The sequence below is a fragment of the Schaalia sp. ZJ405 genome, from assembly GCF_011038885.2.
Classification (GTDB): domain Bacteria; phylum Actinomycetota; class Actinomycetes; order Actinomycetales; family Actinomycetaceae; genus Pauljensenia.
The window spans coordinates 2,164,518-2,190,025 of the sequence record NZ_CP064952.1 but is presented as its reverse complement, the minus strand read 5'-3'; the positions used below and the strand labels follow the sequence as shown (position 1 = coordinate 2,190,025).

General features: G+C 57.1%; 18 protein-coding genes, 1 tRNA gene and 1 pseudogene. 7 read left to right on the top strand and 13 right to left on the bottom strand.

Annotated features, from left to right (window positions below; all coding sequences use genetic code 11):
- The first annotated feature begins 64 nt into the window (after positions 1–64).
- The gene (locus tag G7Y41_RS09365) at positions 65–3,178 is read left to right on the top strand and encodes a DNA polymerase III subunit gamma and tau (protein ID WP_165316375.1); all 3,114 of its coding nucleotides are present in this window, start codon (positions 65–67) and stop codon (positions 3,176–3,178) included.
- 3 nt (positions 3,179–3,181) lie between these two features.
- Positions 3,182–3,775, top strand: a complete 594-nt coding sequence (gene recR, locus G7Y41_RS09360) for a recombination mediator RecR (RefSeq protein WP_165316376.1) — start codon at positions 3,182–3,184, stop codon at positions 3,773–3,775.
- A 162-nt stretch (positions 3,776–3,937) separates the two neighbouring features.
- Here recR and G7Y41_RS09355 read toward each other — a convergent pair whose 3' ends face one another.
- The 4 genes from G7Y41_RS09355 to ptsP form a co-directional block, all read right to left on the bottom strand.
- Positions 3,938–4,738 carry an ABC transporter ATP-binding protein gene (locus G7Y41_RS09355; RefSeq protein ID WP_165316377.1) on the bottom strand — a complete coding sequence of 267 codons (801 nt, stop codon included), beginning with the start codon at positions 4,736–4,738 and terminating at the stop codon, positions 3,938–3,940.
- Positions 4,738–5,685, bottom strand: a complete 948-nt coding sequence (locus G7Y41_RS09350; RefSeq protein WP_165216753.1) for an ABC transporter permease — start codon at positions 5,683–5,685, stop codon at positions 4,738–4,740. Before G7Y41_RS09350 ends, G7Y41_RS09355 begins: the two co-directional genes overlap by 1 nt.
- Positions 5,686–5,877: 192 nt before the next feature.
- Positions 5,878–6,891: an ABC transporter substrate-binding protein gene (locus G7Y41_RS09345; protein WP_165216751.1), complete on the bottom strand. Its 1,014-nt coding sequence runs from the start codon at positions 6,889–6,891 to the stop codon at positions 5,878–5,880.
- Positions 6,892–7,083: 192 nt separating this feature from the next.
- Positions 7,084–8,769, bottom strand: coding sequence for a phosphoenolpyruvate--protein phosphotransferase (gene ptsP, locus G7Y41_RS09340; protein ID WP_165316378.1), 1,686 nt, complete (start codon positions 8,767–8,769; stop codon positions 7,084–7,086).
- A 345-nt stretch (positions 8,770–9,114) separates the two neighbouring features.
- Here ptsP and G7Y41_RS09335 point away from each other — a divergent pair, with 345 nt between their 5' ends.
- Entirely contained in the window at positions 9,115–10,431 is a 1,317-nt protein-coding gene (locus G7Y41_RS09335) for an aspartate kinase (protein ID WP_165216747.1), read from the top strand.
- A gap of 93 nt (positions 10,432–10,524) precedes the next feature.
- Positions 10,525–11,577 carry an aspartate-semialdehyde dehydrogenase gene (locus G7Y41_RS09330; protein ID WP_165316379.1) on the top strand — a complete coding sequence of 351 codons (1,053 nt, stop codon included), beginning with the start codon at positions 10,525–10,527 and terminating at the stop codon, positions 11,575–11,577.
- A 361-nt stretch (positions 11,578–11,938) separates the two neighbouring features.
- On the opposite strand, the gene trxA is transcribed toward G7Y41_RS09330, so the two are convergent.
- The 3 genes from trxA to G7Y41_RS10185 form a co-directional block, all read right to left on the bottom strand.
- Positions 11,939–12,310 carry a thioredoxin gene (trxA, locus tag G7Y41_RS09325; RefSeq protein WP_165216743.1) on the bottom strand — a complete coding sequence of 124 codons (372 nt, stop codon included), beginning with the start codon at positions 12,308–12,310 and terminating at the stop codon, positions 11,939–11,941.
- 383 nt (positions 12,311–12,693) lie between these two features.
- Entirely contained in the window at positions 12,694–13,386 is a 693-nt protein-coding gene (locus G7Y41_RS09320) for a TetR/AcrR family transcriptional regulator (RefSeq protein WP_165316380.1), read from the bottom strand.
- 113 nt (positions 13,387–13,499) lie between these two features.
- Positions 13,500–14,075, bottom strand: a complete 576-nt coding sequence (locus tag G7Y41_RS10185; protein WP_165316381.1) for an NUDIX domain-containing protein — start codon at positions 14,073–14,075, stop codon at positions 13,500–13,502.
- 257 nt (positions 14,076–14,332) lie between these two features.
- Here G7Y41_RS10185 and G7Y41_RS09310 point away from each other — a divergent pair, with 257 nt between their 5' ends.
- Both G7Y41_RS09310 and G7Y41_RS09305 read left to right on the top strand, forming a co-directional pair.
- The gene (locus tag G7Y41_RS09310; protein WP_165316382.1) at positions 14,333–14,629 is read left to right on the top strand and encodes a hypothetical protein; all 297 of its coding nucleotides are present in this window, start codon (positions 14,333–14,335) and stop codon (positions 14,627–14,629) included.
- Between the two features lie 482 nt (positions 14,630–15,111).
- Positions 15,112–15,185, top strand: a tRNA-Gly gene (locus G7Y41_RS09305).
- Positions 15,186–15,276: 91 nt separating this feature from the next.
- Here G7Y41_RS09305 and G7Y41_RS09300 read toward each other — a convergent pair.
- The 3 genes from G7Y41_RS09300 to G7Y41_RS10175 form a co-directional block, all read right to left on the bottom strand.
- Positions 15,277–16,524, bottom strand: coding sequence for an ISL3 family transposase (locus tag G7Y41_RS09300; RefSeq protein ID WP_165316383.1), 1,248 nt, complete (start codon positions 16,522–16,524; stop codon positions 15,277–15,279).
- Between the two features lie 869 nt (positions 16,525–17,393).
- A complete protein-coding gene (locus G7Y41_RS09295) occupies positions 17,394–19,655 on the bottom strand; it encodes a SpaA isopeptide-forming pilin-related protein (protein WP_165316384.1) in 2,262 nt (753 codons plus the stop codon).
- Between the two features lie 289 nt (positions 19,656–19,944).
- A complete protein-coding gene (locus tag G7Y41_RS10175) occupies positions 19,945–20,073 on the bottom strand; it encodes a hypothetical protein (RefSeq protein WP_269207955.1) in 129 nt (42 codons plus the stop codon).
- Between the two features lie 1,193 nt (positions 20,074–21,266).
- Between G7Y41_RS10175 and G7Y41_RS09290 the strand changes: the two genes are divergently transcribed.
- Complete coding sequence (locus G7Y41_RS09290; RefSeq protein WP_165316385.1) at positions 21,267–22,211, top strand: hypothetical protein; 945 nt, start codon at positions 21,267–21,269, stop codon at positions 22,209–22,211.
- Positions 22,212–22,678: 467 nt separating this feature from the next.
- Here G7Y41_RS09290 and G7Y41_RS09285 read toward each other — a convergent pair.
- The 3 genes and pseudogenes from G7Y41_RS09285 to G7Y41_RS09275 all read right to left on the bottom strand — a co-directional run.
- A pseudogene (locus tag G7Y41_RS09285) lies at positions 22,679–23,530 on the bottom strand (anchored repeat-type ABC transporter permease subunit); the annotation flags it as partial.
- Positions 23,530–24,267, bottom strand: a complete 738-nt coding sequence (locus tag G7Y41_RS09280) for an anchored repeat-type ABC transporter ATP-binding subunit (protein ID WP_442984271.1) — start codon at positions 24,265–24,267, stop codon at positions 23,530–23,532. The gene G7Y41_RS09280 and the pseudogene G7Y41_RS09285, both read right to left, overlap by 1 nt.
- A gap of 227 nt (positions 24,268–24,494) precedes the next feature.
- On the bottom strand, positions 24,495–25,508 hold the full coding sequence (locus tag G7Y41_RS09275; protein ID WP_165316387.1) for a choice-of-anchor M domain-containing protein: 1,014 nt from the start codon (positions 25,506–25,508) through the stop codon (positions 24,495–24,497).

Sequence of the window (25,508 nt, the reverse complement as noted above, 5' to 3'; positions counted from 1 at the left end):
CGAAAGACCCACAGAGTTCCGGATCGGTGCCACAAATGCCAGTGGAGGCACGTAGGGTTGGATCGTGAGCACAGCCCTGTACCGCAGATACCGCCCCGACACCTTCGACCAGGTGATCGGGCAAGACCACGTCACCCAACCGTTACGCGCGGCCTTGAGCGCGAACCGGGTAACTCACGCGTACCTATTTTCAGGGCCGCGTGGTTGTGGAAAGACAACGTCGGCGCGCATCCTTGCCCGTTGTCTCAACTGCGCTCAAGGACCAACGGATACTCCGTGCGGCACGTGCGAGTCGTGCGTTGAGTTGGCGAACGGGGGTCCTGGATCCCTGGATGTTGTCGAGATCGACGCGGCCTCGCACGGCGGTGTTGACGATGCCCGCGAATTACGTGAGCGCGCGGCCTTCGCTCCGATTCGTGACCGCTACAAAATTTTCATCATCGACGAAGCGCACATGGTGACGAACCAGGGCTTCAATGCTCTGCTGAAAATCGTTGAGGAACCGCCAGAGCACGTGAAATTCGTCTTCGCAACAACGGAACCTGACCGGGTCATCGGAACCATTCGCTCGCGGACACACCACTATCCGTTCCGTTTGGTTCCGCCGGACGTTTTGGCTCCCTACCTCCAGGAGCTGTGCGAAAAAGAGCAGATTGCCGTTGATCAGGGTGTGATTAACCTGGTGATGCGTGCGGGCGGAGGTTCAGTACGTGACACGTTGTCCGTCCTCGACCAGCTGATGGCAGGCGTATCCGACGGACACCTGACTTACCACACAGCGATCGCACTGCTTGGATACACGGACACCGAGCTACTGGATGAAACGGTTGACGCCCTCGCCGGCGGAGACGGAGCCGCTGCCTTCCGCGTCGTTGAACGCATGGTGGATTCCGGTCACGAACCCCGACGTTTTGCGGAGGACTTCCTTCAGCGCTTACGTGACCTACTCATCGTCTCCGTTGCAGGTGACGGTGCAGCAGACGTGCTCAGCGGTGTTCCCGTTGATCAGTTCGAGCGTATGCAGCGTCAGGCGAAGAATTGGGGAAGTCGTGCGCTGTCGAGGGCCGCGGACTTGACGGACGAGGCTCTGCGGACAATGGCCGGAGCAACCTCGCCCAGGCTGCAACTTGAACTACTCATCGGTCGAATCCTTGTTCCCCTTGGCGGGGCGCAGGTCGGTCACGTGAATGCCCAGGGTGTTGCTCAGGGTGGTGTGCCCGGTGGTGTTGGTATTCACGGTGGCGGTGCCCCCAACGAGCGTGATCAGGCTCGTTTCGCCGGGGGAGGCCAGAGTGGGGGCCGCGGTCCGCGAGGTCTCGAAGCGCTTGCGGCATATCAGCAGTCCCAGGGGCAGAATCGGCCTGCGTCGAGTCCGCAATCGGCAGTATCCGAGGTCGCACCTGCTCAGACGGTGTCAAGCGCGCCCGTAGCGGAAGGAATGTCAACGCCGGCACCTGCACCCGCTCAGCCGCAGAATTTTACACCCGCGTCCACGCCGACACGTGGGCCCGAACCTGCTGATTCAGCTTTGCGCAATCGTGAGAATTCCGCGTCACACCAGGGTGAGGCACCCTCCGATAATCGACGTGAACAGCCGCGTCAGCCCGTTCAGTCCGCCCCTGCTGAGGCGAATGCGTGGGCTGATGTGCAACCGCGAACCCCCGGGTCCCAGGATGGGCATGACGATGCTCAACCCAGCCAGCCCGCATCTGGGCGGATCCAGAATTCGTCCGCGTCGAGTCCGCAGTCGGTGGCAGCAGAGAATACTCCGGCGCGCCCGCAGCCGGAGCAGCCGGGCACTCAGTCCACTCATCCGGACAGTCAGCGGGAAGCCAATACTGGCCAAGGTCGGCCAATACCCCCAGACTCTCAGACCGAGGCCGGGCATACGCCTGGCACGGGCCGCGACGCCGACATGCTGCGCAATCGTTGGGGCGAAGTCGTTGAACGCCTGAGTTCAATGAACCGTGTGACATGGACGCAGGTCAGCGGTAACGGACAGCTCGGAGCAGTTGACGGATCAACCGTTGTGATCCTCTTCCCCAGTCAGGGTTTTGTTGCTCAGTTCATGAGCCGAGGTCGCTTCCAAGACGTTGAACGCGCAATTCAGGATGTCCTTGGCCTGAACGTGTCGGTGACGGCCCAGGTTGGACAGGCTGCGGGTGGCCCCGCGGTTTCGGCTCCCACAGCGGACGCATCCCGTGATCAGACTAAGACGGGTCCTCGCCACGAGTTCCACACCGGCCCGCGCACCGACGACCAGGGATGGGTCTCGGAGCCGCCCCCTTTTGAGAAAGCCTCAGCGGAGGCACACTCTGAGGAATCCGAGCCGCACGAACAGTTCCAGCGGGCGAATGCTGATGTATCCGAGGAATTGACGGCCCACGATACAGCCCAGGTTTCGGCCCGAGATGAACTGCCTGCCAACACAGATCAGGTGGCAGCGGATCATGTGGCAACCGATTCCGTGAGCGCGTCTGCCACTTCGATCCCCTCTGCCACATCGAAGGAGTCTTCGGGGGACGAGGACGACGCGTCGTATTCTTCGCCAGTTCAGGATGTGTCCGCTGCATCGACCACGGTTGAATCTCTACCCGCTGAGCCTCAAGCCGCTGAGTCTTCGCAGGACCCATCGGAACCCTTCCACTACCCCGAACCCGGCGAAACGCCCAGGGATACGCGGGGTGAAAAGAAGCCGGCCTCGTCCTCGTCAATGAGATATGCACCGGAACCTGACGTGGCCAGACAGGCGATGAGCAGCTGGGAGGAAGCGGTTGCGATCCCCGGCGGCGAGGGGCGGGTTGTTTTCGACGAAGCAGACTCTCCCGCGGTGTCGAACCAGCACACGTCTCCTCACGGGCGCGCAGAATCCGAACAACCGCCTGCTCCGGAACACCAGCTGACGTCAGAGCACCAATCCGCGCCGGAACAACAGGGCGCCCCTGAGGAACAACCCACTCCCGACCGGCGTGCCGTCATCGCGGAAGTTCAGGCGCAGATGCGCGAGAGGACGCAGCACGCACCGCAAGAAACACAAGAAACACAGGTCATTGACGACGACACCGCATCATTTGACGACGAAGACCTGGAAACGTCAACGAATTTCGGATTGTCGGCGGTGCTCGATATCCTCGGAGGCAAAGTGGTCGAGGAAGTGTACGACGAGGGAAAGAATTAAGGCATGTACGAGGGTGCACTCCAAAACCTCATTGATGAGTTCGGTCGGTTGCCTGGGATCGGCCCGAAATCAGCGCAACGCATGGCACTATTTGTGCTTGATTCAGATCCTGAGGATGTCTCCCGCTTGGTCGAGGCTATCGGAGCCGTGCGATCCCGTGTTCACCACTGTGAAATCTGTGGGAACCTCACCGAGGAAGATCAGTGCTCAATTTGCCGGGATGTGCGGCGTGATCCATCGGTGATCTGTGTTGTCCAGGAACCCAAGGACATTCAGGCGATTGAGGCAGCACGCGTGTTCCGGGGACGCTATCACGTGCTCGGAGGTGTTATCGATCCCATTCATGGGATCGGTCCCGAACAGCTCCGCATTGGGCAGCTCCTTGGTCGCCTCCACGATGGAGACGTCACCGAGGTGATTCTCGCAACGAACCCGAATGTTGAAGGAGAAGCAACAGCCGCCTACCTTGCGCGAACGCTTCAGACGATCGGGGTTGCAACGTCTCGGCTTGCGATGGGGCTACCGATGGGTGGAGACCTGGAGTATGCGGACTCGGTGACGCTTGGACGTGCGCTTGAGGGGCGTAGGTCGCTGTAGTTCGGCGCGGCCCTCGAATGCGCCCAGACCTAGGCGTGGGCAAGAGTCCGGGTTCTTGTCCGGCTCAACCTGATACTGGGCTCCCCCAAACGCAGGCGCCGACAGAGTCCAGAACCCAGCAAGACTCCCGAACCCCGCAAGACCCCTGCAAATACCTCGGCTTTACCCCAGTAACACTCGGTCGGACAGCCCCGCTGTGGATTTACCGCGCAGGTGGTCGAACTCGGCGAGCAGTGAGTCAACGGTCGCGTTCTTCTTATCCTCGCCGGCCAGCTCAAACATGATGCGGCCTTCGTGCATCATGATCAGGCGATTGCCCATGCTCAGTGCCTGTTCCATGTTGTGCGTGACCATGAGGGTCGTCAGATGTTGGCGTTCCACGGCCTGCTCAGTGAGCCGGGTAATAAGTGCAGCACGTGCGGGGTCAAGCGCAGCGGTGTGTTCATCCAGCAGAAGAACCTTCGGGTCGGAGAACGTTGCCATCGTCAGGGATAATGCCTGACGCTGACCACCTGAAAGCAGTCCGACCTTCGCTGTCAGTCGATTCTCCAACCCCTGTTCAAGCGGGGCGAGGACCTTGCGAAAATGTTCACGCCGCTTGTGAGTGAGCGCGAACCCAAGGGAGCGGCGTCGTCCTCGTGACCATGCCAGAGCAAGATTTTCTTCGATTGTCAGGTGCGGAGCAGTTCCAGCCATCGGATCTTGGAACACTCGGGACACGTAGCGTGCCGTTGTGTAGTCAGGCATGTGCGTCGTGTCAACTCCGTCGATGGTGATGCGCCCGAGGTTTGCCTCGTAACGACCAGACACAACGTTAAGCAGAGTGGACTTGCCGGCACCATTGGACCCGATGATTGTCACGAAGTCACCGGGGTCTAGGTGAAGCGACACGTTCGCCAATGCGACGCGTTCGTTGACGGTGCCTTGGAAGAAGGTCTTAGTTACCGCTTCGATGTCGAGCATCACAGCACCACCTTGTCGTTGTCGCGTTCCTCGGGAGTGTGGGTGATGTCGGGCTCGGGAGGCAGAGTGCGTGCCCGGCGGCGCTCGCGGATCTTTGCGAGGAATCCGAAGCGAGGGAGCATGAGCGCGAGGAACACAATGATCGCGCTGATGAGTTTCATGTCGTTGGCTTCAAGGAATTCGATGCCGAGAGCCAGCTGAATGATCACTCGGTAAATGATGGAACCGAGGACAACGAAGAGCGAGGTCACCCAAACTCCGCGAGACCCGATGAGGGCTGTTCCGATGATGACGGATGCCAGGCCCGCGACGATGAGTCCGATTCCCATCGAGATGTCTGCGAATCCCTGATATTGGGCCACGAGCGCTCCCGACAGTGCGACGAGGCCGTTGGACAGTGCGAGCCCGAAAACTTTCATCGTCCCGGTTCCTACGCCTTGGGCGCGAGCCATGCCTTCGTTGTCGCCGGTGGCGCGCATTCCCAGTCCGATCTGCGTGGAGAGGAACCAGTTGAAGCATGTTGTGACGACCGCGAGGAGCACGGAAAAAATGAGGATCGACACCCACGAGCCCAGGAGTCCATTGGCGCGAAGCCCCGACAGTGTGGTGTCTACTCCGCGCAGCAGAGGGACGTTTGCTTTGCCGAGGATTCTTAAGTTGATGGAGTAGAGGCCGATCTGCGTGAGAATCCCAGCCAGAAGCGGGTGGATTCCCGCGTTGACGTGAAGCACCCCGGTGATTGTCCCTGCGATGCATCCGCCGAGGAATCCGCAGAATGTTGCCAGGAACGGGTTCTGCCCAGCCGTGATCATGACGGCTGCGATTGCGGCGCCCGTGGTGAACGACGAATCGACCGTTAAGTCGGCGATGTCGAGCACTCGGAACGTCAGATAGACCCCTAGCGCCATCAGGCCGTAGATCAATCCAAGATCAAGAGCAGTGAGCACGGTGAGTCCTTTATCGGTGAGGTGAGTATGTCGTGGTGTCGGGTACTTCGGTGTCAGGTGGGGTGAGTTGGGCGTATGTTCTGGCGGCGTCGCCCTCGTCGCTCCTATTGACGAGGACGACGCCGCACCTCAGTCTGTTCGCTTCGCGTTATTCCGGGGTTGGGCCTAAGAGGAAGCGAAGCGGTAGTTGCCTTAGTGGACGAGAGTTGCCGCTGCCTTCAGATCCTCTGGGATTGTCAGACCGATGGCTTGCGCGGTTGTTTCGTTGATCGTCAATTCAGTCTTTTCCTGTGCCTCGACGGGAGTGGAGGCCGGATCGGCGCCCTTGGTGAGGATCCTGATCGCCATTTCCCCTGTCTGTCGACCCAGGGTGAAGTAGTCGATTCCGTAGGTGGCAAGTGCTCCGTCTTTCACGGACTCAGCTTCGCCTGAAATCAATGGGATCTTCGCGGTTTCTGTTGCTTGGACAACGGAGGCGAGGGCGGAAACGACGGTGTTGTCGGTGGGGACGTAGATCGCGTCGACCTTCTTCGCCAGGTCCTCGGCGGCCTGCTGGACTTCAGCGGAGTTCGTTACCGTTGTTTCAACGACGGTCAGGCCGTTTTCCTTCGCAGCTTTCTTCGCGAGATCTACTTGGACTTCGGAGTTGACTTCGCCTGAGGAGTAGATGATGCCGACAGATGCGGCATCGGGGGCAAACTTCTTCACCAGTTCGATCTGGTCGGCAACGGGGTTCATGTCGGTTGTTCCCGTGATATTGGCTCCGGGAGCGTCGAGTGAGTCAACGAGTTGCGCGGACACGGGGTCGGTCACGGCGGTGAAGAGGATCGGGGTATCGGAGATCGCCTGGGACATGGCCTGCGCGGTGGGAGTGGCGATGGCGAGGACGAGGTCGAGGTCGTCCTCGGCAAACTTCGAGGCGATCGACGTTGCGGTTGCCTGGTCGCCCTGGGCGTTTTCTTCCGTGAACTTCACGGAGATTCCGGCCTCCTCAAAGGCTTTCTTGAATCCTTCGCGGGCAGCGTCAAGCGCGGTATGCGTGGTGATCTGGCTGATACCGATGGTGTATTCGGCGGACTTGGAGTGTGCGGAAGCCCCGGATTCTCCGGCTTGCGAGGAAGCCGAGCCTGAACCTGAGCAGCCGGCAAGGATGAGTGACGATGCGACGCCAGCAGCAATCGCCGCAATGAATGGTAAGCGTTTCACGGGAGTCCTCCACCTATGGATGTCTGTTTCTTCCCGTGACGCTAGCCCGGTCGATCGTGTGCGGACAGACGGTGACCACTTCGTGAACATCAAATGGACGTTTTTCGCTCACATTATGAGACGGATCAGATGAGTGGGGGCGTCGTCCTCGAGAACAGCGCTGCCGTAGCCGTCAAACCCTCACAGTCCCACTCACAGTCCCAGGGCAAGACGCGCACGATGACGCGCTTCGCCCGGATCTACCGCCCCAACAACCGCATCCGCAGCGGCACGACACTGATCCGCAGACACCTCAGCAATCTGTGCGCCCACACCGGCAATCGCCCCTGACGCCATCGACAGCGAGGTCACACCCATTCCGACAAGCACACACGCCAGCATCGGATCGGCGGCGGCCTCGCCACATACCCCAACGGGCTTACCCAGGCGAACCCCGGCCTCGGCAACTCGACGAATGAGGGCCAAAGGTGCCGGCTGCCAGGGATCGGCGTACTCGGCAAGATCTGGAGAAAGCCGATCCGAGGCCATCGTGTACTGCGTGAGGTCATTCGTTCCCAGCGACACAAAGTCAACGATGTCCACGAACTGATCGATGAGGATAGCTGCTGCGGGAACTTCGATCATGATTCCGGCTTTGAGATTGACACCGAACTCTTCGCAGCGCTGACGCACCAGGCTGACAAACCACCGAGCCTCGGGGATCGTCGACACCATCGGCGCCATGATCCATACCTCGGTCTGAGGATGAGCCATCGCAGCAATACTGATGGCGTCAAGCTGATTCTGGAGAACATTCGGGTGGGGCCCGGTCGTGCGGATTCCCCGAACACCCAAAGCGGGATTCGGTTCCTCGGGCAAGGTCGCGTAGGCCACGGGCTTATCCGATCCTGCGTCGAGTGTGCGGAAGACAACCTTGGAGCCTTTCCACGGTTCAATGGCGTTGGCGTAACTCACCGTCTGCTCATCGACGCTCGGCTCAATCGCGGCGTTGAGAAAAGCAAGTTCGGTGCGGAGCAAACCGACACCTTCGGCGAGCCCACTGTGCGCGGCGTTGATCGAGGTTGGAGCGTCCTGGACGTTCGCCAGAAGCTGGACGCGCACACCATCTGAGGTTGTTGCCGGTCCTGTCCATCGTGCGACCTTTTCGGCGCGCTCGCGGTCTTCGGCTACTCGAGCTCGGGCGGCGTCGTGGTCGATATCGGCGGTGATTGAGCCGTCTTTCCCATCGACGAGGACGAAGGAGCCTTCGGCAATTTCACCGAGACGACGCACGGCAACAATGCAGGGAATCCCCAGCTGACGCGAAATGATTGACGTGTGTGATGTTGGTCCGCCAAGCTGCGTGATGATTGCCTGACACAGGTGGGGATCAAGTTCGGCGGTATCTGCGGGGGAGAGGTCGTCGGCACACAGGATGAAGGGTTCTGTGGCGTTGGGAATTCCGGGTTCGGGAGTTCCTTGCAGGTGAGCGATGACGCGGTCGCGCACATCTTTGAGGTCGGTTGTGCGTTCGGCCATGACGCCCCCGGCTGTCTCGAACATGACAACGAATCGGGCGGTTGCGGCCATGACGGCCTGAACGGCGGGAATGCCTTTGCGAATGCGAGTGGAGACGTCCTTTGTCCACGCGCGGTCCGTTGCCATTGATGCGGTCATCGTCAGGACTTCGGCGGCTTGGCCGTTTGTGTGTGACGCACGGTTGAGCAGGTTGTCAGCGACAGTGTTTGCACATTCAAGGAATCGGGAGACCTCGGGTTCGCGGGCTTCCAGTGCAAGTGCGGGTGCGGTTTCGGCGGGAAGTTCGGGGCGGCGCACCCACAGAGCAGGCGCGAAGGCCGCTCCCTGAACAACGGGTGTTCCATAAATCGTGGTTGTCATGGTGAACTCCTTGCCTCACGTTGTCGGTCTGACGCATGGGGTGTCGTACGCCAACACGTCCGACACCGCTGGCGCTTGACGCGGCCCACCGGTCGTGGGGAACACTGATGGGTGTTCTCCGTTACGTCCACTCTATGAATACTTGCGCACCTTTGCTACAGGGGTGGTGAACGTTCCATCTTCGGATGAGCTGGGCGAACAAGCGTGCGCACCTTCCCGCGCCGTGTTCCGTATTGCGGTCGTATTCCACCCGGCGTGCTGGCATACCTAGGATGGATGTCGGTTTCGTACAACCTTCATCGAATGTACGAACACAGTAGGGAACGAAGTTAGGCAGGGAACGAAGTGGCGCTCATCGTTCAGAAGTATGGTGGCTCCTCCGTGGCCGATGCCGCGGCCATGAAGCGAGTTGCCCAACGCGTCGTCGAAACCCACGACGCGGGACATCAGGTTGTTGTTGTGGTTTCCGCGATGGGGGATACCACCGATGACCTGCTGGACACAGCCGCTGAAATCACGAGCAATGCTCCGGAACGTGAAATGGATATTCTCCTGTCGGCCGGTGAGCGCATCTCGATGGCACTGCTGTCGATGGCTGTGAATGAACTCGGAGTTCCCGCTCAGGCGTACACCGGTGCGCAGGCCGGTATTCGTACAGATTCACACTTCGGGCGTGCCCAAATTGTTGGCATGGTTCCCGAACGCGTTGCGCGGTCGATCCGCGGAGGTCAAGTCGCGATCGTTGCGGGCTTTCAGGGGGTCTCGAAAGACGAGGACGTGACAACGCTTGGACGTGGAGGATCAGACACAACCGCCGTTGCCCTGGCTGCGGCACTCCACGCGGATGTGTGCGAGATCTACACGGATGTTGACGGGCTCTTCTCAGCGGATCCGCGGATCGTTCCTAAGGCCCATAGGCTGCGGACGATCACGCAGGAGGAGACCCTTGAAATGGCGGCGCATGGAGCAAAAATTCTGCACTTGCGCGCCGTTGAATTCGCTCGTCGTTACGGCGTTCCTCTGCATGTGCGTTCATCGTTCTCGGAAAACAATGGAACATGGATTTCTGACGCGCCTGCACATCCGGAGCTTGAGGGAATGGTTCCCAGCGCCGCACTTGCCCACAACCAGGAGGACACTATGGAAGAACCGATTATTTCCGGTATCGCTCACGACCGTTCACAAGACAAGATCACGGTCACCGGCATTCCGAACTCCCCCGGTAAAGCTGCGCGCGTGTTCTCGATCTGCGCTGAGATCGGGGCGAACATCGACATGATTGTTCAGAACATCCCGACCGCCGATCCGACCCGTGCAAATATCACTTTCACGCTTCCCGAGGGCGATGCGAAGAAGACCCTTGCTGCCCTTGAGGCTGCGCGCGACGAATTGAATTTTCAGGATCTGCGCTATAACCCGAACATCGGCAAACTCTCCCTCGTTGGGGCGGGAATGCGCACGAACCCCGGTGTGTCGGCGAAGCTCTTCTCGGCTCTGTCCGATGCGGGGATCAACATTGATCTCATTTCGACCTCGGAAATCAGGATTTCCGTTGTGACGAAACTTGACGACCTTGATCGGGCTGTTCAGGCCGTTCACACCGCTTTTGGTCTGGATTCCACGGAATCTGAGGCCGTTGTTTACGGTGGTACTGGCCGCTAACGCCCCTGACACCACGCGGCGGCCCTGGACATGATGCCCTGGCCGACGGTGTCATCAGATCTCTCACTCACCACTGACGCAAGGAAAACCATTATGAGCGGACTTAACGTTGCAGTTGTTGGAGCGACCGGACAGGTCGGGCGCGTCATGCGAACTCTTCTTGACCAGCGTGACTTCCCTGTGAAGACCATTCGTTTCTTCTCATCGGCACGGTCAGCAGGAACGACGCTTGAATGGAAGGGACGCGACATCACTGTTGAAGATGTTGCTACCGCCGACTACTCCGGAATCGACATCGCGGTGTTCTCTGCCGGGGCCACGGCCTCGCGCGAATATGCGCCGAAGTTCGCTGCCGCTGGATCCGTTGTTGTTGACAATTCATCGGCGTGGCGCAAGGATCCGGACGTGCCGCTTGTGGTCTCCGAGGTCAATCCCGAAGACGTCGCGAACCGCCCCAAAGGCATCATTGCGAACCCGAATTGCACGACGATGGCTGCCATGCCGGTGCTGAAGCCGCTTGTCGAGGTCGCCGGTGGGCTTGAGCGACTTGTGGTGTCCTCTTACCAGGCGGTCTCCGGATCGGGAATCGCGGGCGTTCAGGAACTGGTGACTCAGACGCAGGCAGGTCTTTCTCAGGAACTTACGGGTCTTGCCCTTGACGGACGTGCCGTCACCCTTCCTGAGCCGCAGGTCTACGTTGCTCCGATTGCTTTTGACGTTGTTCCCCTTGCAGGCTCAATCGTTGATGACGGTTCGTTGGAAACCGATGAGGAACAGAAGCTGCGCAACGAATCGCGTCGGATTCTCCACATCCCCGACCTTCGCGTGTCCGGCACATGCGTGCGAGTCCCCGTTTTTACCGGGCACACCTTGACCATTCACGCTGAGTTCACCGGTGATATCACGCCGGAAAAGGCACGCGAGGTGCTTGCCGCTGCTTCGGGCGTCCGCGTTGTTGATGTGCCGACGCCTTTGGAAGCTGCCGGTCGCGATGAGGTTCTTGTGGGCCGCATCCGTCAGGATCAGGGTGTCGAAGGACAGCGTGGCCTCGTTTTGGTTGTGTCGGGCGACAACCTGCGTAAGGGTGCGGCTCTGAATGCGATCCAGGTTGCCGAGGTCGTTGCCCAGGAGCTGCTCGGCGCGTAGATCGTGAGGTTTTGGCGACCTCGGGTCATTTGGTAACCCGCTGCCCGGCGAGTGCGTGCGGGGATTCGCGAGTGTCTGATGTGCTGGTACCCGCATGAATCGCTAGCCCCCCGGGGGTGAATGCGCTCGCACCCGCATGAACCGCTAGCCCCCCTCCCCGGACAAAAACGTCACACTGAAAGAATTCGCTGTGACGTTAACGACCAAAATCTGCCGAAATATCGTCGTTTTGCGCCAAAACGTCACACTGAAAGATTTCACTGTGACGTAAAGATCCCTATGGAGATGTCGGGACATCTCAGAGAGGACAAAGGGCCGCTGAGGTATCGCACCTCAGCGGCCCGCGAAGTGGTATGAGAACTCAGCTTTGCGCAGCGTCGTGCTCGGCGATCTGCTTGCGTACATCATCCATGTCGAGGTTCTTGATCTGACCGATGAGATCCTCAAGGGCAGCTGATGGCAGTGCTCCGGACTGGCGGAACACAGCGATGCCGTCACGGAAAGCCATGAGAGTCGGGATCGATGAGATCTGCGCAGCCATTGCGAGTTCCTGTTCGGCGTCGGTGTCGATCTTGCCGAAGACGATGTCGTCGTGAGTGTTTGAGGATTCCTCAAAAATTGGACCGAATTGACGGCATGGACCGCACCATGAGGCCCAGAAGTCAACGAGGACGATCGGGTTGTCTGCGACGGTCTTTTCGAAATTGTCCTTTGTCAGCTCGATCGTTGACATGGGGTCTCTCTTTCAGTTGGCCGGATTTCCAGCGTGAACATGTGTGGGTGCGTCACCCGCGTTGAGGGTGACAGCTCGTGATGGTGATGTCCGCGAGGTGTGGACGTCACCACCGTGGGCGCGCTTCCCATATGAGTCATATGGTCAGCGACGCCGTGTTACTCCCCTCAACGATGCCGGATCAGCGTCTATTCCGCCAATGATGCGTGTTCGCCGAAATGTGGCTGGCTACACGCGATGGGTACACGCGATGGGTGGGCGTGCTTGTGGTCGACATCCCTTCCGCATCGAAACGGGTCCGGCGTCGACAGCACACTACCGCCGCAGATTCTCTGTCAGGGTGTTGTCCGCCGAGTCTGTGTCACCAGAGCGAAAGGCCGAGCTCAGGCGTGTACTGGGCAGCGCAGGAACGCCGAAGGTGAACCGGTGTCATCGGAGGCCACCGGCTCGTCTGTGTCACCGGGGGAGGCAGGGGTGACGAGTTCGGGTGCGACTCCGATGCCTCGGAGGATGAACGCCTGGACGTTGGCGATATGTTCATCTCGGGCCCGCGGCTCTATGGGGAGGCGTTGGCCGGACAGGGTTGAGTGAATGAGCGTGACCAGCGTGTGTGGGTTTTGCCGGGGAATGAGGCCGTTGACGATGAGTTTGGTCAGGATGTCCAGGAGGACACGCCCAACGATTGATGCGTGATCGGCGAGGTGACTGGCATTCTCGGCGGAGATCTCGCGGTGGAGATTCATTCCCGAGGTCACGTGGTATTTCGCGGTGAGTTCCAGGTAGGCACGAAGGTAGAGACGCATCTGCTCGAGGGCGTCGGGTTCATTGTCGAGTGCTTCGGTGAGCATCTCGGTGAATTCGGCGGTGACTTCGCGCATGTAGGCCAGCAGGAGGATTTCTTTGTCGGGGAAGTGGTTATACACGGAGGTGCGGCCAACTCCGGCAAGGTTCGCGATCTGTGACATGGTGATGGCATCGAACGGCGTCGTTGCGAGCAAGTCACCCAGCGCATCGAAAAGTAGTCGGCGCGTCATCTGTCGATGGTCGGCGAGGTTATCTCCAATGATTTTCGGCATAGCGTCATTGTGACAGATCTGGTTCCGATGTCGTGAAAAAGAGGGCGTGAGGAACGGGTGGGTTTTTACCAATGGGTTGAGATTCCGCCGAAAAATCGCCTTCACAGATCTTTTTATTGACGAGGACGAGCGCGGCAGATTTCCTGAATCTGTCGAATAATATCGAAATCCGCATCGATCCAATTGAGAGTATCGGCGGATTCGAGGGGAACCCAGCGCAGTTCAATGTGTGAGTCACCCAGGCGCGGAACCTGGTGTCCGGCGAGGGCGTGTGACGGGGATCGTGGGTCGGATGGAGAGGGTGAGTGAACGTGGTGAGTGGGGAGAGTTTTCTCGTGCGCTGTACGAGGACCGTGGGATTTGATGACGGAATCGCGATGCGGATGAGGGGCCGATGTGGTGAACGCGATCTCGGCAAGTCGCACACCCATGAGGCGACCATTCATGAGCGGCCACCATTCGCCGCTGTTGGTGAGCACCTCATCACCGAGAGTGAGGTCAATAGAGAGTTCTTCGCGGATTTCGCGACGCAGCGCATTTTCGGGGGTTTCGCCGTCTTCAATCTTGCCGCCGGGTAGTTCGTATTTTCCGCGGAGTTCCTCGGGGTATGCGCGGGCGGCACACAGAAGATGAGTGGGTGCGGCGAGGCTGTCAACGATGGCTGCGGCGATGACGGGTCGGGGAGTCACGTTCGATAGTGTACGTGTGGGCTGGAGATGTGAGTCTTGACCCCGCGTGAGCGGGGATGATTCGGACGCCAGGTCACGAAACGAATTTCATGAGTCGTGGACATAACGTGACATCACCAATGCCATACGGGGAGTCCGTTGGCTCCTTCCCGGCTACGATTGACGGTGTGTCAATGACTGTACGAATTCGCCACAACGACGCAGGAGCACGAGAAGTCGGAGTCGTACACCCGGGATTACCGTAGGAGGTGAACGTCATGCTAGATGAGATGGTCGAATATCGTAAGCTCTATAACGATCTGCGTGTGTACGCTGTCCAGGTTCCCGACCCCTACGACAACGTGGTAATGAGTGATCAGGGTTATGACATGGACCCAGGCGACGCCTTTGTCGGTCTGATCTACCCGCTCATTGACGGTGATGTGATTCTGCCTGATGAGCTCATGGACCGGTTGCGTGCTGAAATTCCCGAGGATCCGTATTGGGCTCCACAGTTCCGACGTTTGGAGAAGGCTCAGAAGAAGCTACGTCGCAAGGCCACCAGCGTCGCTTGACCTTGCCCGTTTCATAAACCCCGTTAGCCAATGGCTATCGGAGGTTTTCATACCCACTAGTTGTCCCCGCGCAAGCGTGGGACGCGGATCGTTTGCGTGCGACGGCCGCTGGCATCCACCGGTGCTCAATCGACTGCCGTTATGCTCGCAGCCGCCGGCTGCGCAATGCTGGGGCTAGGTGCCCGGGGAATGCGCATGCTTTCGCTCAACCGCTCGCTCGCGCGGATCCTGGATCGCTCGACTCATCGAGGCTGATTACCAAACGGTGAGCTTTGGACGGACCGGTTCGGGGTCGTCTTTTGACGCCCCCGAACCGGAAGTCGGGGATGAGCGTGTTTGCACCTGTATTTGTGCTTGTGTTTGTCCTTGTGTCGGGGCTGCCGTTGGACTATCGCTGGCTGGCCAGTTATGATCGGATGGTCCTCGGATGCTGAGGCATTGAGCAACTCTCAGGGTTGTTAAGCTTGAGCACTCCGACCGATGCGGGCGTAGTTCATCGGTAGAATGGAAGCTTCCCAAGCTTCAGAGGCGGGTTCGATTCCCGTCGCCCGCTCCAGGCATACCCCTTGCAATCTTCACGTCTGGGTTGTTGTGTGACAGACGCGAGACATTTGCATCTTTTGTGGCTCTTCGGATTTGGGTGGGGTTTAGGGGTAGATAGTGTTGAGGATTCTCCAGTTGGGTTTGCCGGCGTAGAGCAGGACGCGGATGCGGTAGTTGGTGAAGTTGGTGAAGCCGTAGCCGATTCGTTTGGTGCGTTTGATGAGGTTGTTCATGGTCTCGGTGATCGAGTTTGTCAGGTGTGCTTTGTGGTAGGCCATGATCTGGGATCTCCACTGATTGAGTGTGCGTCCAAGTCTTTTGATTTCGGGTGGCATGGGTCTGGCTTGACAGGTGTCGATCAGTGTGTCGAGTTCGCGGTAAGCCTGGTCGCTGTTGTTGAGACGGTAGAAAACACGTAGTTGTTCCTTGATCCGGTAGGCGATAGCGACTTCCCCGTTCGGGTCTCCCAGGGCTAATAGGTGTGCCAGTCTTTCACTGGTGTCCTGGTTGAGGGTTTCTTGCGCTCGAGTCAGGGTTTTACGGATTTGGTACAGGGGATCGTGTTTACGTCCGCGGTGTGAGAGTGTTTCTTGTTGAACTCGTCGGCGTACCTCGTCTAGAGCCCGGTTCGCGAGCATGATCACGTGGAAGTGGTCAGCGATTTGGGTTGCTTTGGGTAAGACCACGGTATAGACGGCCCGATAGGTCGGGCTCATATCAAGAGTTGCGTAACGGATATGGTCTTTCCATGCTTGTGGTTGGGCGTGCAGATATGTGGCGACATCAACATAGGTACGCGAGGGGACAATGTCAATGATCTGGTGATGTTCCACATCACAGACCGTGGTCACGTACTGTGTGCGGCGATGGGCCAGCCGCACGAAACTCGTCTCATCAAGACCGACCGCCCCGGTGACGTTCACGCGCTTACGGTCAGCTTCCAACAGGGCTGAACCATAGAACATGACCGTGTCATTGACCGTGTGCCAATCACAGCCGAGTTCACGTGCGACCTCGCTGACAGTACGACCTTTGCCTACCTGCTCAGTCGCCCATTTCCCAGCCCGAGTCGTCATCCGGCAACGAGAAGAAGCAATACGCCTGTCCGTGCTTGTCCACGACATCTGTTCACATGATAAGTCCGGGCATGTGAAACGGTGTTTACGCCAGACAAGACGCATCGGCCTGCCATAGACCGGCAGATCAACCAGCATCACGCGGGGACGGTCTTTGACCCGGGCTGGTCCACCACAGGCCGGGCACACCACCCCAGACAATGATTGTTCAATAACAATGGCCTGGACCGGGCCATCACGGAAATACCCCAGCACCCGGACATCTTTCACACTCACCACACAACGCAAAATCACGCTAGGATCAGCCACGGTGAAGGTCGATTCAGGCTTTCTATTCACACACTAAGCATGAATCACCTTCACCCCCCCCTTTCACGCCCTCGACCCCACCCAAATCCGAAGAGCCGGAAAAGCACGCAGTAGGTGTGGACTGCATATGCTCGTACTACAAAACCGGTGCTCCTATAGAGGAGTAGTCTCACTCCTACCTATGTTCGGTAACCGCGTCAAGGGATATGAGCACGTTTTCTCCGAGGGTGAGTGTCATCGGGTCCGTGGATCGCAGGAGACATGCTTTCGGGGTACTGCCCCAATGGGGCGGCAGTAAACCGTATCCTCACAGTTTGTGTCCCTTCGGATGCCATTCCGAGGACACTTCACGGTATGCACAAAAAGATTCTCCACCAGAATGCAATCCCCCAACCAAACAGACCCCACACCCCAGAGCGCGTCAGGGACCTACTGGGGGTGGTTCGAGTTCTTCTTGACTCCCTAAGAAGCATTCGTGCTAGCCTGAATTTACCAGTACCGGCTCGCCGCATCTTCGGATGTGGTCAGAGCCGGTCGTCATGTATCTGAGGGTGTGTCGATGGTCAAGCCGTGGACAAGCCTGGACGAACAGGTCAGCATCCTGGTCCAGCGTGGACTGACCGATGCCGCAGATTACCGGGACCTCATTGAACGCACCGGTTACTACCGACTGTCAGGCTTCGCCTACCCAGTCAGTAGGGCGTACCGGAGGGTGCTTCGATAATGCGACGTCTGAATCGTCATGGTCCACCCTGAAACCCGAGTTTGATGACCGGAGAAAGTGGACCGACCACGACGAGGCACCTACAGCTGTGGCCCGATGGATCGAACTCGCATTATTCTTTGCGCCCCTTTAATGCTCTGAGTCCCAATAACAATGCACCTGCTAATGTCATCAATCCTGCATACAGCGCTAGATTAACTCCGTTCGCTCCCGTCGCTGGTAATGTTCGATTGCCCGGCTTGTTAGGCCGATTATTTGATGGACTATTCGGCTTATGTGGTCCGCCGGTTGGCGGGGTGTTGGGCTTGTTGGGGTCGCCGGTTGGCGGGGTGTTGGGCTTGTTGGGGTCGCCGGTTGGCGGAGTGCTGGGTTTATTCGGATCACCGTTTGATGGGGTGTCAGGTTTGTCCGGTCCACCGGTCGGCGGAGTGCTGGGGCTGTCTGGTCCACCGGTAGATGGAGTATCGGGGTTGTCCGGTCCACCGTTTGATGGTGTGTCGGGTTTGTCCGGATCACCGCTTGATGGTGTGTCAGGGTTATCTGGCCCGCCGGTTGATGGAGTCTCGGGGTTGCCTGGCCCGCCGGTTGATGGGGTGTCGGGTTTGTCCGGTCCACCGTTTGATGGGGTGTCGGGTTTGTCCGGATCACCGCTTGATGGTGTGTCAGGGTTATCTGGCCCGCCGGTTGATGGAGTCTCGGGGTTGCCTGGCCCGCCGGTTGATGGAGTCTCGGGGTTGCCTGGCCCACCGGTAGATGGAGTATCAGGGTTATCTGGTCCGCCGGTTGATGGAGTCTCGGGGTTGTCTGGCCCGCCGGTTGATGGATCATCGTGCGGCGCTGCCACTGCTAGGACGTTCTTTACTGTGAGTTGAGAACCATCCACAGTGACATTCGCATGCTTTGCCGCTTTAATCTTCCCATCCTTATCTACGTGGAAGCCGAATTCGGCAAGAGTCTGATAGTTCTCAGGAGCTCTTGTCTCTTGAAGAACGTAGTCACCTTCGTCAAGTCTGAGAGACTTAACCTTCTTGTCACTGGTCCAGCTTGCAACTACCTCTTGAGAGCCCTCAGGAGTGATGGCTAATTCCGCTCCTTCAAGAGGATTGCCGTTCTCATCTACCTTGCTGACAGAAATCTCAGGCTTGTACGTGTTGACAAAGGTGACAGGTTTGATAGCGCTCCTTGGCACCGAATATAAGCCAAAATTCTTCGGCCCCATCTTTGCGTAGTAGGCATCCGCTTCTTCCACGGAGTTAAAGATCATGAAATCATCGTTGAAACCTACTATATCAACGATCTTGATCTCGTGATTAGAGGCAATGAGGTCAGCATCCTCCCCGGTAGGCTTCCCTTCTCGGAGGATGTATCTCCTAATTCCATAGTCGACTTCAGATCCATCAGGCGCAGTATAGTTAGCCTTCAATTTAGGGGTAAGTTCCGTAAATGTCGGAATGTCATCCTGAAGAAAATCTCTCTTGAAAGCCTCCCTTACCGCTTCCATATCGGTTGCATTATTCTCAAAATCTCCTCCCCTGGCGGGTTTGGGGCGCCATAAAGACTTGGATACTGAATTGATAGTTCCGTCCGCATTAATATCCTTATGGGTGAACAAAGTTCTTTGTACAGAGCTTGCATAATAGGTGAGTGGATATGCCCTTAAATTATAGGCCTCATCATAGCGGAAACTATCGAAAGAGTAGTCTATTAGAGACTGACAACCGTCATCGAAAGACCCTGCTCTTTCTCCACCTTCATAGAAGCAGCGCCACGCCATAGTGTCCTTTGGCCAGCCGTTCCGCTCGTCATCAGTATAATAAGCCTCGTCTCCAGGTTTGTAGAAGTTATAGCCTGCCTGTGCGGTCTGAATATGATCACTGGACCTCAGCCCACCCCAGTTATACTTGATACCGCGCTCCAATATGTCGGCCCCGTTATCTGGATCATTATCCAGCAAATCGGTCAGCTTCTCATCATAAGCATCATCCGGATTGAAGTTGACGACTTCCCACTCCGCTTCGCTTCCTGAATTAAATTCACCCTTTTGGATAGAATAACCCTGTCCCGCACCAATAGATTTTCCGATGCCGTATTCTTCTTCCTTGCCCTGCGGTATCTCACTGAGAACAAAGGGAACGGAGAGTTTAGGCACCCTCGTTCTGTTGGGGGCATTAGTCATGTCCAGCTTCTTCTCAAACCGAAACTGCCGGACGAGATCGGGACCAGTTTCTACGTTCTCCTGTACCTCCCATTCATAATCCGGGCCGGGATCTTCCGCTGCATGAACCGAAATCGGGTTCATCAACAAACCTGTTCCAATGAGAAAGAAGGTCATCACCGAGGCTAATACTTTTTCATCGATCAGTTGACGAAACACCTTAATCTTCCTCGACTAGTATTCGTGCTTCTTGAGGCCTTTACTTTTTCGATATATCTTCCATTGCGAGCTTCTCAGGTCAGAGGTTGAGCACAACCCCGTTCCTCGCTTTTACGTGCGTCGGGGCAAAATATCCTGGAACGAGTAGCAAAGCTACAGAACCTACAGCAAGCACCGTACGTCACCCGCTTCCTGCTTGACACGATTGCATCCTGTCTATTATGTACACGGTACCCCTAGTTAGCTTGTTGCACAACGGTTTGGTACAAACTACATGGATGAAGTTCATTCACCACGGCCTGAACAGCAGCGTTGTTGGAGCCCAGGTGCCGTTTGCGTTGTCCGCGCTACGGTGGTTACCACGTACGACTGCATTGGCTAGGTCGTTGAGGTGAGGGCCAGCCGGCTGAGATGACATGCTCGCTCCTTGATGCTGATTCACAATTGCCTGGACAGTGGAGTGTATTTCTGGTGTCATCCCCATTGCCATGCTCTCCGAGTACGACCGTGCCACTAGAGCACTGAGGAAATCAGGCGAGGAAATGGTAATTCGGGAATGGGGTGGAGCGCCAGGCTCGCCACTTAGGTCAACAGACAAGGAAATGGCGGTAACAGGTGAGGGGCACGGTTTCTCATGTCAGGTTGAAGCGTTTTGAGTTTTGTTTGCTTGCTTCACGTCCAGAATCAATGCTTGGTTGTTGGTGATGAGCTGCCTTTTTCTCCCGTGGCATGAGGTGACCTGGAGGCTTGTGAGGACGCTGGTTATCCCACCGGTGCGCCTGTCGCAGTGTCGTGAGTTCACGTTCGCCGACCGATACTCATGGTCGGTGAGGCCATATTTAACTCTGTGGTGCTGAGTCCCTTGACCGTTTCAGTCAACGTCGTGTCGCAATGGATCATCAACGATGCCGACCCAAGGATGATGTCCCGCCTGAGCATTCGTGTGAGCGCAGTGGATTGACATGCGGTGCCAACCGCGATCGCTGTGGTGTGTACATCGCTTGTGCGCGTAGGTTAGCTGCGCGGGATAGCGGGATAAAGGTGTGTGTGAAGGCCTCTAGCGGCAGTTCGTTAGTTCCATCAGCGCTCCAAATGTGCATGGCATGTGAGCGGTTGATGACCCGTCATGGCTGCGGCTTATGGAACGAGGCGGACCGTCCACATAGTGAGAAACGTCGTGTTCTGATGAATCTGCCGGATACGAGGTGAACGGTGTGTGAATTCTGCTATGAGGTATCGCAGAGTCCTTGTAACACTGTGATTAATTAACATTTTATGATTCAAGAAATAGCGGGTTGCTATTGGGGAAATCTGGCATGGGCAATTTAGTGCTGATCAGCAGTTACTGTCAGTGATTTGTTTGTTCTGCTTGTGATCGCATGTGCTTGATTTGGCCGGAAAATAGGCCGTAATGCGTGACCAATGGAATTTCGGACGCATAGCGTTATCGGCATGGACAGCTGAGTGATACGGTCGGCGGATTGCATTTCTGAGAGTGAAATTTATGAAGGGGTTGCGCGGGGGGGGGGGTGGGTCTATTTTTTTGCTACGCAGTGCGTAGTTCATGGTATCCCGCCTTGGACTAATTCCTATTCTGCTAGGAGGACAACAATGAGAGCAATAATGTCTGCCCGTGTGCGTATTGCATCAGCGGGCGCAGCCGTGATGTTTCTAGGTGCCCTGGCTGTCCCAGTTGCCTTTGCTGAAGAGGGTCCGACGATTCCGTCGGGTGGTACAACTACCACTCAGCCTGGCACAGCTACCACTCAGCCTGACGCGGCAACCACTCAGCCTGGCACAGCTACCACTCAGCCTGGCACAGCTACCACTCAGCCTGGCACAGCTACCACTCAGCCTGGCGCGGCAACCACTCAGCCAGCACTCATTGACAGGGATAGGCTTAGCCGTCTCACCGCGACCATCGAGGACATCAACAGTAAGCCTGAGGCTGATCCGGCGATCAATAGGGATCTGCTCAACAAAGACAAGCTTGATCGCCTGAACGCGGTTGTGAACGGAGAAGGTTCGGTGATTAATAAAGATCTCCTCAACAAGAACAAGCTTGATCACTTGAACAAGATCATTAATGGTGAGGCTGACGATCCGGTGATCAACAAGGACCTGCTCAACAAGAACAAGCTTGATCACTTGAACAAGATCATTAATGGTGAGGCTGACGATCCGGTGATCAACAAGGACCTGCTCAACAAGAACAAGCTTGATCACTTGAACAAGATCATTAATGGTGAGGCTGACGATCCGGTGATCAACAAGGACCTCCTCGACAACTGCAAGCTCGATCGCATGAACAAGATCATCAACGGTGAGGATCCGGGCGAGGAATGCTCCAAGGTCAAGGCTGAAGAAGCCAAGCCGATGCCTTCTGAGAAGAAGCCCGCTGAGAAGAAGCCTGCTGCCAAGGCAGGCAAGGTGGCTGGCAAGGCTCAGGGTGGTCTTGCGATGACTGGTTCATCTGCTGTGTTGATCGCAGCCGGTGCCGTTGCTCTTGGTGCTGCTGGTGGCGCCACCGTGGTGCTTCGTCGTCGCCTCGGCTGACACGTCGCTTGCGGTGCGCATGTAGCGCTGCACTTTGCGAATATGCAGGGGCCTAGTCCCCGCCGTTCGTAACCGATCAGTCCCCGTCCGGGCTCCGGGCGGGGACTGATCCTGTGTCTCCCCCTAGCGGATGCCAATAAGCCCGGAATGACAGGGTCGAGGGGCGGCTGCCTGGAATGCACGCATGGTCCCTTCTTCCAGGCATGACAAGATCACCCATTCAGAGTAGGTGCGTCGATGCAGGAGGAAGACGTGGGGGAGTTCCATGCTGATCAGAGATATCACCAGTGGTCGTCTTGTCCTGCTCGCGAACACATGTGCCCGCTTCGAGCAGGTGTATATGCCGAGATGCGTGACCAATGAGATTCCACAGTCACAACATCGCGATCACTATGGATCTCTGCACGCTCATCCATCGAAGGGCTCACGGGACGATCGGTTTGAGGATCCTCGACATTCTGAGAGTTCTTTCGGAGATATCGGACGATGAATCCGTGACGAGGTGCCGCACACCATGCGATGACGAAAGCAAGAGTCAATACGCAGACAATTGAGGCGCCTGTTGGTAGGTCTGCTGCCCACGACACGTAGATGCCAATAAAACTTCCCAGTACCGCAACACCGATGGCCACCCACATCATGTGGATCAAGCGATCAACCAGTAGTCGCGCTACCGCTGCCGGAGTCACCAGTAAAGCGAGGACCAGAACGTTACCGATCGTCTGAACCGACATGACTACCGCTAGGGACACCGCGATGTACAGAGCAATGTCGAGGAAGAGCACGGGTAAACCCTGTGCCCTGGCGGTTTCGCGATCGAGCGACACTGCGACGAATTCCTTGTGGAGAAAAGCCACGAGTGCGAGGACGAGAACCGACCCCACAACGATTACGGGAATATCTTCGGCGGGGACACCGGTGATTGAACCAAAAAGAAAATCTTGCAAGGATCCCGCGTAGCCCGGCGCCCACGAAATAATGACGACGCCCAGTGCGAAAGCGCCCACGAAGAGCACACCGATCACCGAGTCTTCTTTGAGTCGTCGATTATGCGAAAGCAGGGCCACAAGAATCGCTGTGCAGACACCCGCAATGCAGCCGCCTAAGACCAGCGAACCAGACATGACGAAGGCAATAGCTAAACCTGGGAAAACGGAGTGTGCTACGGCGTCGCCGATAAATGCCATCCCGCGGAGTACCACATAAGTCCCGACAACTGCACAGACGATGGCACTCATTGTTGCCACGAGCAGAGCCCGAGGTAAGAATGCCAAAGCTGGATTCATGAGGTCCATCAGGAAATCTGCAAAAGAAAGCATCAGATCATCCCCAGAGCTGTGAGCAGCGGATTATTTTCACGGATACGGAATGTCTCGATCCACAGCTGCGCATCCATCAAGTCTTGCCGTTGTCCACTGGCGACAACACGACGATTCACCATGTAGAGACGATCACAGTCAGCCAAAGCTGCGACAAGATCATGGGTACTCATCAGGACGCCGTGTCCCTCGCGTGCGAGTGAGCGGAAGAGATCAGTTAAACGTTCTTGAGTTGGCATATCTAAACCTGTAAACGGCTCGTCAAGGAGTAACAACGATGGCTGCAAAGCCAGAGCGCGGGCCACGAGAACACGTTGCCGCTGCCCCCCGGATAGCTCCCCGACGACCCGTTGGCTCAGATGGGCAATGTCAGCCCGTTCCATTGCTTCCTCGACAGCATATTGGTGCTCTCGCCGAGGACGACGACCATAACCCAACGCACCTGTTAAACCTGAGACAACGACCTCGCGTACAGTTAAGGGGAAGTCCCACGCAAATTCATGCCGCTGAGGGACGTACCCAATGCGCCGAGCGTGTAATTTCTTTCCCTGGCTGGTGATGTCACCACAACATGTCGGAATCAGGCCCAAAATCGAACGAATGAGTGTTGTTTTCCCGGCACCATTGGGCCCAATCAGCGCGACAAATTCACCGAAATTTATGTGCATATCAACGTCGGTGAGGATCCGACGGCCCCCTAAATCCACACTCAAACCGCGAACATCAAGGACAGGCACACAGTTGGCGCCCTCTTGACGGGTAGCGATCCGAGGCTGAGGATCACGACACGTCGGCTGATCCATCGCGTCGCCGGTGGTGTTGATGCCGTGGGCCGCGTCCGTCTGAGAGCGTCGAGACCGTAATGTCCCTCCAGTCATGATCTGACCGAATTTCATGCCTTTGCCTTGATCTGTGTGTATTTTCAGGGAAAGAGAATGCGTGTTTTCTCGCGAAAACACCTGTCTTAGTCCTCACGGTTGTGTATGTGTGAACGACGTTCTTCCTGTACGCGCAGGATGTCACGGCGTGTGGCGCGTGAACGCAGCACTATTCCAACGATCACAAGGACGAGGAGGAGTACAGCGACCGCTATCGCAACGGACGTGATTGTCGACATGCGTGATTGAGAATCAGCGGAGTCTGCGTCTGTTCCTGTGCTCGGCGATTCAGGTGAGTCAGCACTGGGAGAGCCGCTTTGAGTGGAGGAGCTGTCCTCTGTTTGCGTAAAGTCCGTGGGAATAGGTGCCTTCAGGGCATCTTCGGGATGTGTTGAGTCGCCGACAGCAAAACGCAAGGCTGACTGTGCACACGCTCGGGAGCCATCTTGCATATCAGCGCAGATACGTATCGGAGCAACATAGACACCAGGTTGAGTGAACACCCAATTCGCATGGACATGTGTATTCACGTCAACCCACACATCTTGCGGGGTAGTGACGGTGGCATCAACCAGTACACGAGGTTCACCGAACGTTCCATCTTGAAGGAAAAGCCACGCTTTTCCTGGCCCGTCAATGTGTCCGATGCTCATCGTGGCTCCCCGACTCATGCGTTGAGTTGCCTGAGGATCCTGCGTATTCCAACCGAGCCACACGACACCTGGGTTTTCAGTTTGCGGGATGATCCACCATTTTTCCCCTTCCTTGCCGCCAAGGAATTCATAGGGAGTCTGCGTAGGTGCATCGAGAAGCCCGTGATCATTGACTTTCATAACCAAATGATTGAGGTCGCGCCACACTGGTGTTGCACCGGAATCATCGCGTGCAAGAATGTTCCACTGACCATCAACGATCTTTGGTCCGATATCAACGTGCCCTGATTCCACGACCGTATCGTCTCTCGACACGCTTTCAGCGGAGTCAACACGTTGAGCGAGGTCGTCCTCGGCCCACGCGACAGGAGCAGCCAGCATCGGTGCACATCCGAGGACACATGCGCTCGCGCATACAGCAATGCGCCGGATGAATGGATGTGTCAT

Bases quoted from the DNA above. Each gene is read 5' to 3' on its own strand.
- G7Y41_RS09355 (WP_165316377.1), bottom strand. From the start codon at position 4,738: ATGCTCGACATCGAAGCGGTAACTAAGACCTTCTTCCAAGGCACCGTC.
- G7Y41_RS10175 (WP_269207955.1), bottom strand. From the start codon at position 20,073: ATGTCATCTCAGCCGGCTGGCCCTCACCTCAACGACCTAGCCAATGCA.
- G7Y41_RS09310 (WP_165316382.1), top strand. From the start codon at position 14,333: ATGCTAGATGAGATGGTCGAATATCGTAAGCTCTATAACGATCTGCGT.
- trxA (WP_165216743.1), bottom strand. From the start codon at position 12,310: ATGTCAACGATCGAGCTGACAAAGGACAATTTCGAAAAGACCGTCGCA.
- ptsP (WP_165316378.1), bottom strand. From the start codon at position 8,769: ATGACAACCACGATTTATGGAACACCCGTTGTTCAGGGAGCGGCCTTC.
- G7Y41_RS09290 (WP_165316385.1), top strand. From the start codon at position 21,267: ATGAGAGCAATAATGTCTGCCCGTGTGCGTATTGCATCAGCGGGCGCA.
- G7Y41_RS09330 (WP_165316379.1), top strand. From the start codon at position 10,525: ATGAGCGGACTTAACGTTGCAGTTGTTGGAGCGACCGGACAGGTCGGG.
- recR (WP_165316376.1), top strand. From the start codon at position 3,182: ATGTACGAGGGTGCACTCCAAAACCTCATTGATGAGTTCGGTCGGTTG.
- G7Y41_RS09275 (WP_165316387.1), bottom strand. From the start codon at position 25,508: ATGACACATCCATTCATCCGGCGCATTGCTGTATGCGCGAGCGCATGT.
- G7Y41_RS09320 (WP_165316380.1), bottom strand. From the start codon at position 13,386: ATGCCGAAAATCATTGGAGATAACCTCGCCGACCATCGACAGATGACG.